At 57.9% G+C, this 13,176-nt stretch carries 8 protein-coding genes, 2 tRNA genes and 3 rRNA genes; 10 read left to right on the forward strand and 3 right to left on the reverse strand.

Annotated features, from left to right (window positions below; translation table 11 throughout):
* Together AAF555_09295 and AAF555_09300 are read right to left on the reverse strand one after the other, a co-directional pair.
* Positions 1–1,338, reverse strand: coding sequence for an efflux transporter outer membrane subunit (locus AAF555_09295; GenBank protein MEM6911767.1), 1,338 nt, complete (start codon positions 1,336–1,338; stop codon positions 1–3).
* A gap of 156 nt (positions 1,339–1,494) precedes the next feature.
* Entirely contained in the window at positions 1,495–1,830 is a 336-nt protein-coding gene (locus AAF555_09300) for a hypothetical protein (GenBank protein MEM6911768.1), read from the reverse strand.
* A 521-nt stretch (positions 1,831–2,351) separates the two neighbouring features.
* On the opposite strand from AAF555_09300, the gene AAF555_09305 reads away from it, so the two are divergent.
* The 7 genes from AAF555_09305 (at position 2,352) to AAF555_09335 (ending at position 8,850) form a co-directional block, all read left to right on the forward strand.
* Positions 2,352–3,868, forward strand: a 16S ribosomal RNA gene (locus tag AAF555_09305).
* A gap of 307 nt (positions 3,869–4,175) precedes the next feature.
* Positions 4,176–4,251: transfer RNA gene (locus tag AAF555_09310), tRNA-Ala, on the forward strand.
* Between the two features lie 13 nt (positions 4,252–4,264).
* A tRNA-Ile gene (locus tag AAF555_09315) sits at positions 4,265–4,341 on the forward strand.
* A 149-nt stretch (positions 4,342–4,490) separates the two neighbouring features.
* A 23S ribosomal RNA gene (locus AAF555_09320) occupies positions 4,491–7,326 on the forward strand.
* A gap of 178 nt (positions 7,327–7,504) precedes the next feature.
* A 5S ribosomal RNA gene (rrf, locus tag AAF555_09325) occupies positions 7,505–7,620 on the forward strand.
* The 16S, 23S and 5S rRNA genes sit together here with 2 tRNA genes alongside, the layout of an rRNA operon.
* 98 nt (positions 7,621–7,718) lie before the next feature.
* Complete coding sequence (locus AAF555_09330) at positions 7,719–8,153, forward strand: thioredoxin domain-containing protein (GenBank protein MEM6911769.1); 435 nt, start codon at positions 7,719–7,721, stop codon at positions 8,151–8,153.
* Positions 8,154–8,241: 88 nt separating this feature from the next.
* The gene (locus tag AAF555_09335) at positions 8,242–8,850 is read left to right on the forward strand and encodes a D-Ala-D-Ala carboxypeptidase family metallohydrolase (GenBank protein ID MEM6911770.1); all 609 of its coding nucleotides are present in this window, start codon (positions 8,242–8,244) and stop codon (positions 8,848–8,850) included.
* Positions 8,851–8,884: 34 nt separating this feature from the next.
* Here the strand turns inward: AAF555_09335 and AAF555_09340 are convergent, their stop codons facing one another.
* Positions 8,885–11,578, reverse strand: coding sequence for an ATP-dependent DNA ligase (locus AAF555_09340; protein MEM6911771.1), 2,694 nt, complete (start codon positions 11,576–11,578; stop codon positions 8,885–8,887).
* 128 nt (positions 11,579–11,706) lie between these two features.
* Between AAF555_09340 and rplU the strand changes: the two genes are divergently transcribed.
* From rplU to AAF555_09355, 3 genes are all read left to right on the forward strand, one after another.
* A complete protein-coding gene (rplU, locus tag AAF555_09345; GenBank protein MEM6911772.1) occupies positions 11,707–12,024 on the forward strand; it encodes a 50S ribosomal protein L21 in 318 nt (105 codons plus the stop codon).
* Positions 12,025–12,043: 19 nt separating this feature from the next.
* The gene (gene rpmA, locus AAF555_09350) at positions 12,044–12,304 is read left to right on the forward strand and encodes a 50S ribosomal protein L27 (GenBank protein MEM6911773.1); all 261 of its coding nucleotides are present in this window, start codon (positions 12,044–12,046) and stop codon (positions 12,302–12,304) included.
* 97 nt (positions 12,305–12,401) lie between these two features.
* Positions 12,402–12,851, forward strand: coding sequence for a tRNA (cytidine(34)-2'-O)-methyltransferase (locus tag AAF555_09355; GenBank protein MEM6911774.1), 450 nt, complete (start codon positions 12,402–12,404; stop codon positions 12,849–12,851).
* The last annotated feature ends 325 nt before the right edge of the window (positions 12,852–13,176 follow it).

Consider the following 13,176-nt stretch of genomic DNA (forward strand, 5'->3'; position numbering starts at 1 on the left):
TCAGGGAGAGAGTGGGCCGGCCAGCGCGGCGTGGAGATCGATACGATAGCCGAGAAGCTCACGGCGGGCAGCCAGCAAATCGAGGCTCAGCGTCTGCTGATCCCGGGTGGCCGTCAAGACGCGGAGGTAGCTTTCCTGCCCGCGCAGCCAAGTGGAACGTGCCCGCTCGACCGCCGTTTCCGCGGCCGCCAACTGGCGTTCAAGACTGCTCACCAAGCGCTGCTGGCGATACTCCCGATCGAGCGCATCCTCCACCTCTTGGAGCGCGCCGAGGAGCGTCTCGCCAAAAGTGTCCCAAGCCTCCTCGCGGGCCGAGCGCGCTTGGTCGACGGCCGCGGCACGCGAGCCCGCGTCGAAGAGCGGCAGCCCGAGGTCGCCGATCAAAGTGCTCAGCCAATCCTCGAAGACCGCCCGCCAGTTTTCCGCCTGGCTTTGCAGGCTGGCTGTCAGCACCAAGCGGGGAAAGCGCTCTGCGATGGCCCCGAACACTTCCTGGTCGGCCACCTGCACCGCCAGGGAAGCGCTTTGGACATCCGGCCGAGCCAGAATGCGTTCGGCTGGCAGGCCGCTCTCGGGCTGGGGAGGGAGGCCGGGGAGCGAAGCCGGGGCCGCCAGCTCGAAGGAAATCGGGCTCTCCCCGGTCAGCACGGCCAAGGCATTCTCCAGCACCGCAGCGCGGCGCGAAGTGACCTCGATCCGACCCCGAGTGGCTTCGACCAACTGCTCCTGCTGCGCCACATCAAGCGCGCTCGCCAGGCCACTGCGGAGCCGCTTCTTGATAAGAGAGAGCTGCTGCTGGTTGGTTTTTTCCTGGCTTCGCAGAAGGCCAAGCGTGGCCTCTTGCTCTCGAAGTTGGAACCACGCGCTGGCGATTGAAACGACCAAGGCGAGCCGAGCTGTCTCCAACTCTTGCCGGGTGGCTTCTGCCTCCAGGCGGGCCGCATTCCGCCGGGAGCGCAAGCGCCCCCAGAGATCCAGCTCATAGCGAGTCGTCAGGCCGAAGGTCCAGTCGAGGCTGACCGCGCTCGCCCCGCGCGAGACCGTCCCCCCGCCGAGGAGGTTTTGCACTCCGCTGCCGCCGCTCTCGGTGAGCTGCTCGGAGCGACGAGACTCCGCGCTTGTATCGAGGGTCGGAAAAAGCTGCGCCCCGGCCACCCTCACCTGGCTGCGGGCTTGCTCGACTCGGTGAAAACTCGCTTGCAGGGAGAAGTTGTTTTCCAGACCGCCCTCGACCAAGCGATTCAATTCCCGGTCCTGAAAGGTCTGCCACCAGCGGGGCGCCCCCGGTGCCAGACCGCTGCGGGAAAAGCTCGCGGCAAGATCGATGGGGGAGGCCACCTCTTTCACAGGGACGCGACAAGCCACCGTCCCGAGGCAGAAGAGGACCAGCCAAAAAAAAGAAGGGGCTCGCAAACGACCGGGGCAAAAAAAGGGCAAGCAGAGGAAAGCCGCCCGACCGTGGAGAGGAAGGAAGGGCTCGGTCCGCGGAAACGATCAGCGCGCTCCCAAAACTCTGGCGCCGACCGGCTTGGGCGAACGCTTTTCATCTTTGAGAACGTCGGTCCCTGGGAACCAACGAGTTTTTCGTTTGACCTCCACAAACCGGACCTCGGGTTGGACCACCTTCACATCCAGTTCGGCCGCGGCCAGCACCCCATCCTCATTGCGATCGAGCGCCAGCAAAACCTCGGAGGCCGCTGCGATTTCAGCGCGGGAGATCAGGCCGTCATCATTGGTATCGAGCGCGGCGAAGAGACCCTCGTCGGCGTCGATGGCGAAAGCGGATCCCGCAAGGGAAAGAAAGGCGGCGAAAAAGGGCAGTGTTTTCATAGCAAGGGCCACAGTGTCAGGGCCGAGCTGAAAGTAAATCGGGAACTCGGGGAGAAGAATTCGCGCCCCGGTGAAGCCACCCTGGCCAAAAAGAAGTTTATAGGCGTAAGATTCTGATAATGAAGGGGTAAAAGCTCGGTCATTGCGAGCCAACTCGGAAAAATTAAAAAAACAAAATGAAAAGTCTTGCGCACTTCCTCCCCCCTGCTATGTTGCGCGCCCACCGCCACGAAGGAGGCGGCGCGAGATGAGCCAACTGGTCGGTTTTGACAGTCTGTCAGACCGGCCTTTTTCTCCCCCGCGAGGAAAGATCTTTAACAGAACAAACCAGTCGGATCATCCGCAAGCCATTCCCGCTTTTCAGCAATGGCTTTCGCGAAGGGCAACTCTGCTCGTCTCGAAAAAGGGACTTCGACTGGGGGAAAGCAAAGACTGAAAAGTGTTCTGCGCGTCAACGGATGTGAGTTCGTTTTCGCAGGAGGTAAGTCGCGAGGCTTATCTCAGCGGATAAAACAATTTCTTTTACGGAGAGTTTGATTCTGGCTCAGAACGAACGCTAGCGGCGTGGATAAGACATGCAAGTCGAACGAGGAACCGAAGAGCTTGCTTTGAGGTTCCTAGTGGCGGACGGGTGAGTAACACGTGAGAATGTGCCCTGCAGCGGGGGATAGCCCACCGAAAGGTGGATTAATACCCCATAGACTCTACGGAGTAAAGGTGGCTTCGGCTGCCACTGCGGGATCAGCTCGCGGCCTATCAGCTTGTTGGTGAGGTAAAGGCTCACCAAGGCGACGACGGGTAGCTGGTCTGAGAGGATGATCAGTCACACTGGAACTGAGACACGGTCCAGACACCTACGGGTGGCAGCAGTCGAGAATCATTCACAATGGACGAAAGTCTGATGGTGTGACGCCGCGTGGAGGATGAAGGCCCTCGGGTCGTAAACTCCTGTCATCAGGGAGTAAAACCTGGGCGTGAATAGCGCACAGGGTTGATAGTACCTGAAGAGGAAGGGACGGCTAACTTCGTGCCAGCAGCCGCGGTAATACGAAGGTCTCAAGCGTTGTTCGGAATCACTGGGCGTAAAGGGAGCGTAGGCGGCGTGGTAAGTCGGATGTGAAAGCCCGGGGCTCAACCTCGGAACTGCATTCGATACTGCCACGCTAGAGTTGTGGAGGGGGATCTGGAATTCTCGGTGTAGCAGTGAAATGCGTAGAGATCGAGAGGAACACTCGTGGCGAAGGCGAGATCCTGGACACAAACTGACGCTGAGGCTCGAAGGCCAGGGTAGCGAAAGGGATTAGATACCCCTGTAGTCCTGGCAGTAAACGGTGTGCGCTTGGTGTAGGCGGTTTCGACCCCGTCTGTGCCGGAGCTAACGCGTTAAGCGCACCGCCTGGGAAGTACGGCCGCAAGGCTAAAACTCAAAGAAATTGACGGGGACCCGCACAAGCGGTGGAGTATGTGGCTTAATTCGATGCAACGCGAAGAACCTTACCTAGGCTTGACATGCATTGCTAATCTGCTGAAAGGCAGTGAGTCTTCGGACACCTTGCACAGGTGCTGCATGGCCGTCGTCAGCTCGTGTCGTGAGATGTTTGGTTAAGTCCAGCAACGAGCGCAACCCCTGTGGTTAGTTGCCAGCACATAGTGGTGGGGACTCTAGCCAGACTGCCCAGATCAACTGGGAGGAAGGTGGGGATGACGTCAGGTCAGTATGGCCCTTATGCCTAGGGCTGCACACGTACTACAATGCCCAGTACAGTTTGAACCGAGACCGCGAGGTGGAGGAAATCTGCAAAACTGGGCCCAGTTCGGATTGGAGTCTGCAACTCGACTCCATGAAGCCGGAATCGCTAGTAATGGCGCATCAGCTACGGCGCCGTGAATACGTTCCCGGGTCTTGTACACACCGCCCGTCACATCATGGAAGCCGGCAGCACCCGAAGTATCTTATGGTCCTAAGGTGAAGCTGGTAACTGGGATGAAGTCGTAACAAGGTAGCCGTAGGGGAACCTGCGGCTGGATCACCTCCTTTCTACGGAGTCAATCCGTGTAGTCTCACGACTCACCCGCTCTCAAGGGAGTGAGGTGTCAACACGGACAGGTCGACGCCTACCGTCCCCCTCTGGGGACCACGGCAGCGTAAGTCGTTTATCGGATGACACCAACCGCGAAAGCAAACGCACTCAAAACATTCACCGGTCTCCTCCCTGGCCGCAGGGCACTTTTCAGTCTTTCTTTCCATCGGTTCCAGCAGCCGAATTCATGGGCCTCTCCTGCGGGAGGGCTCCTGTCCAATCCACTCTCCAATCCACTCGGCCTTCCGCCGGGCTGTGATATTAGGGGGTATAGCTCAGTTGGTAGAGCGTCTGCTTTGCAAGCAGAATGTCTGCGGTTCGAATCCGCATGCCTCCACCACTTTCTATTGAAAGGGTCTGTAGCTCAGTTGGTTAGAGCACACGCTTGATAAGCGTGGGGTCACAGGTTCAAGTCCTGTCAGACCCACCATTTGATCAATGGGAGCGGACGTGGCGGCTGCTAGAAAGGGTCTGGAACGTTCTTTGACAACTGCGTATCGGGTAGAGAAAACTACAAGCATCATACAAGAGTCAACTCTTGTGCTGAATACAAAGGCGCTCCAATTTTCAGAATTGGAGAAACAAGTTATTAAGGGCATACGGTGAATGCCTTGGTGCCAACAGGCGATGAAAGACGTGACAAGCTGCGATAAGTCTCGGTGAGTGGCACATACACTATGACCCGGGAATTTCTGAATAGGGTAACCTGGCGCTGGTAATACGGCGTCGTCTCTTCCTGAATCCATAGGGAAGAGTTCGCGACACCCGGTGAAGTGAAACATCTCAGTAACCGGAGGAAAAGAAAGAGAATCGATTCCGTAAGTAGCGGCGAGCGAAAGCGGAACAGCCCAAACCGGCAGCTTGCTGCCGGGGTTGTAGGGCCCCGATGTAGGACTGTGAAAGATAGGCCAATCTTCTGGAAAGTTGATCCATAGAGGGTGACAGGCCCGTTGCCGAAATCTGACACAGCCTTAGGGTGTCCCTGAGTAGCGCGGCACACGTGAAACGCCGCGTGAATCCACGCCGACCACGGCGTAAGGCTAAATACTAATTGGCGACCGATAGTGAACCAGTACCGTGAGGGAAAGGTGAAAAGTACCGCTGCGAGCGGAGTGAAATAGAACCTGAAACCGTATGCTTACAAGGTGTCAGCGTCCCGCATCCGCGGGATCATGGCGTGCCTTTTGTTTAATGAGTCTGCGAGTCAGTCTCTGTGGCAAGCTTAAGCCCTTCTGGGGTGGAGGCAGAGCGAAAGCGAGTCCGAAGAGGGCGTTTTAGTCGCAGGGGCTGTACCCGAAGCCGAGGTGACCTACCCATGGCCAGGTTGAAGCGCGAGTGAAATCGCGTGGAGGACCGAACCGGTGGATCTTGAGAAATCCTCGGATGAGCTGTGGGTCGGAGTGAAAGGCTAATCAAACCCGGTAATAGCTGGTTCTCTTCGAAATGCATTTAGGTGCAGCGTCATATGCTGACGGGAGGGGGTAGAGCACTGAATGAGCTAGGGGGCACACCCGCTTACCAAACTCAATCAAACTCCGAATACCTTCCGGTGTAATATGGCAGTGAGTCTGCGGGGGATAAGCTCCGTAGGCGAGAGGGAAACATCCCAGATCAGCAGCTAAGGTGCCCAAATACCGCTCAGTGGAAAGGAAGTGAGATTTCTTAGACAGTGAGGATGTTGGCTTAGAGGCAGCCATCATTTAAAAAGTGCGTAATAGCTTACTCATCGAGAGATCTCGCGCCGAAAATTCTTGGCGATCAAGCGGTATACCGAAGCTCTGGACGTCCCCGTTCATTCGGGGGCGTGGTAGAAGAGCGTTCTCAACGCAGTGAAGCGCGATGGCGACTGACCGTGGAGCGTTGAGAAGTGAGGATGCAGACATGAGTAACGATAAGACGGGTGAAATCCCCGTCCGCCGAAAACCCAAGGTTTCCTGGGCAACGTTTTTCGTCCCAGGGTTAGTCGGGACCTAAGCCGAGGCCGATAGGCGTAGGCGATGGAAAGCAGGTCAATATTCCTGCACCTGCGAAGTGAATGGGGACGCGGATGTGACAGTGACTAGGTGATTGAATTCCGAGGTGCGGCTACGGCCAATCCGTATCACCAGATCATCCGCCGAGAAAAGCCATCACGATTGAAGCAGCCCGTACTCCAAACCGACACAGGTGGGTGAGATGAGTATTCTAAGGCGCAAGAGTGAAACCTGGTTAAGGAACTCGGCAACATAGCCCCGTAACTTCGGGAGAAGGGGTCCCCTCTTCGGAGGGGCGCAGTGAAGAGGCCCAACCGACTGTTTACCAAAAACACAGCATTCTGCTAAGTCGCAAGACGACGTATAGGATGTGACACGTGACCAATGCCGAAAGATTACGGTAAGGTGTTAGTTCCGCTTGCGGAACGAAGCTCCGAGCCCAAGTCCCGGTGAATGTCGGCCGTAACTATAACGGTCCTAAGGTAGCGAAATTCCTTGTCGGGTAAGTTCCGACCTGCACGAATCGTGCAACGAGTTGGGCACTGTCTCAACCAGGAGCTCAGTGAAATTGTAGTGCCGGTGAAGATGCCGGCTACCCGCAGAAGGACGGAAAGACCCTATGCACCTTAACTGTAAGCTGTTACTGGTTTCTCGGTTTCATTGCTCAGCATAAGTGGGAGGCTTTGAAGCGGCTCTTTAGGGAGTCGTGGAGCCAACAGTGAGATACCACCCTATGGTATTGGGGAATCTAACCTTTCGCCTTGAATCAGGCAGAGGGACAGTTGCAGCCGGTCAGTTTTACTGGGGCGGTATCCTCCTAAAGAGTAACGGAGGAGTGCGAAGGTAGGCTCAGCGCGGTTGGCAATCGCGTTTCGAGTATATTGGCAAAAGCCTGCCTAACTGTGAGACCTACTAGTCGAGCAGAGACGAAAGTCGGCCAAAGTGATCCGGCGGTTGAATGTGGAATTGCCGTCGCTTAACGGATAAAAGGTACGCTAGGGATAACAGGCTGATTTCGCCCAAGAGTTCATATCGACGGCGAAGTTTGGCACCTCGATGTCGGCTCGTCGCATCCTGGGGCTGAAGAAGGTCCCAAGGGTCCGGCTGTTCGCCGGTTAAAGCGGCACGCGAGCTGGGTTCAGAACGTCGCGAGACAGTTCGGTCCTCTATCCTCTGCGGGCGTAGGAGACTTGAGGGGTTCAATTCCTAGTACGAGAGGACCGGAATTGACGCACCTCTGGTATACCAGTTGTCCTGTCAAGGGCACCGCTGGGTAGCTAAGTGCGGAAGAGATAAGCGCTGAAAGCATCTAAGCGCCAAGCTCCTCCCAAGATTAGGTCTCCCTGAAGGATCGTGGAAGACTACCACGTTGATAGGTCGTTTGTGTAAGTGCGGTGACGCATTCAGCTAAACGATACTAATCATCCGTTTGACTTGTTTCTCCAATCTTCTGTCTTTGCATTCGCCAAGAGTTGGCGATGCTTGGAAACTCTCTCCCGATTACGTAGTTGTCAGCGAATCTCCAGACTCCCGATGGGAGGCTGAACTCGCTCTTTGAAAAACTGGCTCCCCATCGTCATCAGAGCCTGGCTGATTTGGACGCTCCCAAGTCATTCACACTCTGGTGACCATAGCGCAGTGGCCCCACCCGGTCCCATCCCGAACCCGGAAGTGAAACGCTGTCGCGCCGATGGTAGTGTGGCGATAGGCTATGCGAGAGTAGGTCGTTGCCAGGTTTTTAACCCACCCTCCGGGGTGGGTTTTTTTGTGCCTTCTTTCAAAATTTATTTAATAAAGGTTGACATTTTTAAAATTTTCAGAGAGAATCGGGGCCATGCCTCGTCGGACCTGGCTTTTTGTTCTCCTCTTTGTGATGGCGGCCTTCGTGTATGATCGAAGCTCCAACGCGGAGATCTCTGCCCCGGTCGAAGTCAATGGTCTCAATTTTGAGACGGTGGTCGCCTCTGACCGAGGGGTCTTTTTGGTCTACCTCTCCCAGGCGACCCCCGAGTCTGAGGATGAAAACTTGCAGCTCATTGGAGACGTCGCCCAAGATATGCAGGGCCGCATTTCCGTGGGAATGATCGATGCTTCCGCCGAGACGGCCCTCTGCGAGAAACTTGCCATCGAGAGCTTTCCTTCTGTCCTCATTTTCAAAGATGGGGTCGAACAGGATCGCATCGCCATGCCGCGGACGAGTGATTCCTTTTACAACGCACTCCGAGCGCAAGTGGAACGCCGACTCTCTGCCAGCCTCGTCTCTCTTTGACTCCGTTTTTCCCCTTCTTTTCGCAGCGATTCCTTCTCTCTCAGGATGTTGCTTGCACTCGGCACAAAACCAGCTTACCGCCGATATCGTGAAAAATATCGAACCCGCCGATCAGGCCTTAGAAACGCGTTTTTTCTTCACCCGGCGAGGTTCTCTCAAAGTGGGGCTTTTGGGCTCGGCTGGGCTCTTTCTCCCTCACTCCGCTCAAGCATTTTTTTTCCAGTCCCATCCGGAAGTTCGCTTGCCTGACACTTGGAAGAAAAGATTGGGTTCGCGCGGCCAACAATACGCCAATTTTCTGGGGAGCCTCAAGCTCAAGAACGTCACTCCCTACCAAGTTCTTTATCCTCACCTGAAAACCCGCGGGAAGGTCGCCAATTCCGTCCCTCCGAAGCGCCTTTGGAAAAATATCCGGGAGACCCTCCAGGTGACGGACAAGTTGGCCGGCATTCTCCGACTCCCGGTAAAGGAGGTCGTTTCGGCCTACCGCAGTCCCCGCTACAATTCGGCTTGCCGAGGCAAGTCCCGGTCCCTGCACATGGAGAACAAGGCGCTCGATCTCAAATTCGATTGCTCATCCTGGAGGGTGGCCAAAGCCGCTCGGCTTATGAGGGAGAAAGGACACTTCGAGGGCGGGGTCGGCTACTACCGAAACTTCGTCCACGTGGACACCCGCGGGAGCAACGTGGATTGGTGAGCGGCCCCAGCCTTTCCCTCCTTGCCCGCGCGGCTTAGCCTGGGAGGCCGGCCAGTTTTCTAGCGGTCGCCAGCGAATCGATCTCGGTCGGGACTTTGTCCCGCCTCCAGGCATGGATTCGGGGGAACCGCAGGGAGAGCCCACTGTTGTGGCGCTGGCTTGGTTGAATGCTATCGAAGGCGATTTCTAGGACCACCTGCGGCTCCACGGTGCGAACTCGTCCCCGCTGGCTGAGGGTGGTCCGTTCAAAGTGTTCGGTTAGCTCCTCGATCTCCTCGTCGGTCAGTCCGCTGTAGGCCTTCCCCAAAACCTTGAGGCTGGCGTCTTGTTCATCTTGGAGCGCGAAGGTGTAATCACTCAGCACATGACTGCGTTTTCCGTGACCTTGCTGCGCCTTCACCACCACACAGTCGAGCGTAGGCATGGCTTTTTTGAGCTTGAGCCAATGCTTGCCTCGTCGGCTGGCCAGCCAACGGCTGGCCGGGTCCTTCGCGATCAAGCCCTCATGCCCCTCTCGCTTTGCTTGGAGAAAGGCCACTTCGATTTCCTCCGGGCTCGCGGCCTGGCAAAGAGGAACGATTTCCAAGGGCTCTTTTAGGCGGAGGCTCTCCAAGCAGGCCCGTCGCGCCTGAAGGGGCTGCTGGAGCAAGCTTTTTCCCTCGGCCCACAAGCAGTCAAAAGCCAGAAACCGAACCGGGATCTCCTGCGCCCCAAAGAGGTCAGGCTCTTGGCGCCGACCGAGCCGCTTTTGCAGGTCGAAGAAGGTGAGCTTACGGTCCCCATCGTAAGCGATGAGCTCTCCATCGAGGAGGAAGTCCCCCGGGTGCGTGGTCACAGGCTGGACCAAATCTGGAAACTCCTCGGTCAGAGTGCGGGTGTCGCGGGAGTAGAGCTCGACCCGCTCTCCCACTTTGTGAAGTTGCAAGCGGATGCCATCGAACTTCGGCTCCAGCCAAATCTTCCGAATTGGGGTGCCCGCGGCCAGGCGTTGAAAGAGACTTTCCGCGTCCTTTTCCGGACTAGCCAACATAGGCTGGAGCGGCACAAAGGGACGATGTTGCGCGCTCGCTAGCCCACCCCCTGCGGCCAAGTTGGCGGTCTCGCCCAAGTCGCCCGTGAGCAAGATCGCCTCCCTGATGGCGGCTAGCGGTTGGTCGAAGGCCTTGGCCAGGCTTTCCTCGACCAGCCCTTGCTTGAGACCCAGCCGGAGATCACCTGTCAGCAAGCGCACCAGCAGCGAGCCTTGCGAAGCGGGCAGTTGGGCAAAGGCTTGGCGGAGCAGCCGCAACTTGGCCTGCTGGGTCGTGGCTTTCCCGATTTGAGAAATCCATTCATCCACGTCTCTCAAGCTCCAGGGGCGTGCTTCCGATCGGCCTTGCTGGAGCAAAAGAAAGGTCGTCCGCCCGAGATCGTTTTGGCTGCGGGAAATCGCCTGGTAACGGGCGAGGGGCAAGCCGGTGTGCGCCAAAAGGGCAGCCCGCACGAGGGCGCTGCCCACTTGCAAGCGCTTCTGGGAGTCCCGATCGGCCGTGGCCCGACCCGCCAGAAAACGCGTCGCCCGGGCGAGGCTCTCGGCTTGGTCTTGGAGGCGGGCCAGATAGGAAGCCAGCAGGCTGATTTTTTGCAAGCGACCGCTGGCACGGCCGGCGGCCTCGGCCGCTTGGCAAAGTTCACCCCACTCGGAAGGCGGGATCGCCGTGTCGCTGGGCAAGGCCGGGCCGGCCTCTTGCTCGAGCGAGAGCGGGAGTTCGATTTGGTCCTGCCCACGGAGAGTCCAGGCTTCTCGACCAGCTTGGCGAAGCTCAGCCGCGAACTCCCGCGCGTATCCGTGGGTGGTCAGAATGAGTTTTGGCTGCACCGCCTTGATGCAGGCGTGGAGTTCGCTGTGGTCGGCGTGATCGCTCAGCACGAAGACCTCATCCACTTGGTAGCGAAAGGAGGCCCCGGCTTGCAGGCCCCAGCCGCTGGCCATGGCCAGACGTCGATGAGGGATGCGCCGAATGAGAGTGCTGCGCACCGTGTTGGGCGGGGTCAGGAGGACCTGGCCCGCGAGATCGCTTTCTTTCTTCAGCGGAGCGTAGCGACCGAGCGAGCGACCTTGCGCTTCGTAATCGCGCGAGATCTTCTCAATGGCCGGGTGAACGAGCATGGGGAGCTCGGCCTCCGCCACGATGGCCATCAACTCCTGCGCCTTGCCCAGAGAGTAGCCCAAAAGAACCGGTACCTCCCCCTGGCTGAGCGCGTCTTCGCAGAAATGTTGGATCGCTGGCCGGATCGCTTGGGAGTCGGGAAACTGAAAGTGAGGTAAGCCGTAGGTGGTCTCCATCAGCAGGCTGTCGGCCGGGGGTGGCTGGGCCGTTTCGGCCGTCAGGCTGGGGCGCATCTTGAAATCCCCCGTGTAGAGAAAGCTGACGCCATCCGCCTCCCGTTCCACGCGCAACATAGCGGAGCCAAAGGTGTGTCCAGCGGGATGGAGAGACAAGCGATGCCCCTCCCAAGAGAAGACCTCGCCAAAGGCCCGCTCCATGATGGTGAGCTTTTTGCCATAGCGGGTTCGCAAGAAGGCCGCCGTCACGGGCGTCGCCAAGCAGCGGCGGCTGGGCGCAAAGTGGTCGGCATGCGCGTGAGAGATGAAGGCAAAATCCTGCGCGCGATGCGGGTCCAGCCAGAGGTCCAGCTCAGGCAACCAGGCGCTGCCGTGGCGGGGTTGGACGGGAAGGAGGGGCACGGTGGTGATTACGCGCTGGGCCCTCCTAGCCAGCCGCCTCCTCCCCCGGAAATTTCAAAAAAAGCTCTTGCCCAAACAGCCCCCACATGACAGATTCCGCGCCCTTCTCGGCGCAGCCGAACTCTCCCATGACCTACGCGATTTTCAAAACCGGCGGCAAGCAATACCGCGTCTCTGAAGGAGACAAGCTGGACGTGGAGTTTCTCGCTTCGGTCCAGGCGGGCGACAAAACGAGTTTCGACCAGGTGCTTTTCGTCTCGAATGAAGGGCAAGCTTCGGTCGGGACCCCGGTGGTGGAGGGCGCCAAAGTGGAAGCGGAAGTCGTCGATCAAATCCGCGCCAAGAAAGTCATCAACTACAAGTTCAAGCGCCGGAAGGGCTACCACCGCACCAAGGGCCATCGTCGCCAGCTGACCAAAGTCCAAATCACCGGCATTTCCGCTTAAATTCAACTTCCCCCAAACCATGGCTCACAAAAAGGGACAAGGCTCCGTCAAGAACGGGCGCGATAGCAACAGCAAGCGGCTGGGCGTGAAAAAATTCGGGGGGGAGCAGGTCATCGCCGGCAACATTCTCATCCGCCAGAAGGGCACGAAGTGGGTGCCTGGGGTCAACGTCGGGCTCGGACGAGATTTCACCATCTTCGCCCTTTCGGACGGAGTCGTTCGATTTGACAAAAAAGGCCGCCGGATTAACGTAGATCAAGCTGAGGCAGTCGCCTCCTAAAAATTTTTCATTGCGAGGGACACGAAAGGCCCGGTTTGCGAGAGCAGCCGGGTCTTTCTTTTACCCGCGCAGTCTCTAGGCGTGCCTTCACGAAGCCATGTTTGAAGTGGTCTTGGTTGAACCCGAAATCCCCCCCAATACGGGAAATGTGGGGCGTTTGTGCCTGGCCACAGGGAGTCGGCTCCATCTAATCGAGCCGCTTGGTTTCTCCATCGATGACAAATCGCTTCGCCGGGCGGGACTCGATTACTGGAAAGAGGTCCAAGTCAGAGTCTGGCCGAATCTGGAAGCCTGCCTCGCCGAGGCTTCGGCGGAATCCGAGCCGCACTACTTCACCACCAAAGCGGCCAAGAGTTTTTGGGAAGGCCACTTTCGGGAAGGGGATTATCTGGTCTTTGGTCGCGAGACAAAGGGACTGCCGGAATCGCTCATTGAATCCGAGAGAGAGCGATGTTTCCGGATTCCGATGGAGGGGACGCGGAGTCTGAACTTGGCGACATCGGTGGGGATCGTGGTGTATGAAGGGATGCGGCAGTTGCGTGGGTGATTTGTGGAGTGCGGCGGCTTGCCCCGCGGGGGTGGAGTGGGTTTTCAGGGATTGGGTGGGAGCGCTTGTTGGAGGTGGAATGCTGACCCCGGCGAGCCGGGGTTCTGCCAAAGCGGTGGCAAGCCACCGGACTCCAGAACTCCTCTCATACCAACCTCCAGGATTCGCTGGTAGAATGGAGGGAAGGTGTTGTGGGGAAGAGGCGCTGAAGCGCGGGGAAGGGAGAGCCGGAGTCTTTCGAGCCAGCCCAGCGTTGCTCGTCGGTTACGGTGCCTGCACCGCGCCCTCGTCGCGCCTTGGTCTGGCCCGAAATCCACTCGGCCAT

It is taken from the genome of Verrucomicrobiota bacterium (genome assembly GCA_039027815.1).
Lineage (GTDB): Bacteria > Verrucomicrobiota > Verrucomicrobiia > Verrucomicrobiales > JBCCJK01 > JBCCJK01.

Excerpts from the sequence above, each read along its gene's own strand:
- rpmA (MEM6911773.1), top strand. The coding sequence starts at position 12,044 with ATGGCTCACAAAAAGGGACAAGGCTCCGTCAAGAACGGGCGCGATAGC.
- AAF555_09355 (MEM6911774.1), top strand. The coding sequence starts at position 12,402 with ATGTTTGAAGTGGTCTTGGTTGAACCCGAAATCCCCCCCAATACGGGA.
- rplU (MEM6911772.1), top strand. The coding sequence starts at position 11,707 with ATGACCTACGCGATTTTCAAAACCGGCGGCAAGCAATACCGCGTCTCT.
- AAF555_09330 (MEM6911769.1), top strand. The coding sequence starts at position 7,719 with ATGCCTCGTCGGACCTGGCTTTTTGTTCTCCTCTTTGTGATGGCGGCC.
- AAF555_09300 (MEM6911768.1), bottom strand. The coding sequence starts at position 1,830 with ATGAAAACACTGCCCTTTTTCGCCGCCTTTCTTTCCCTTGCGGGATCC.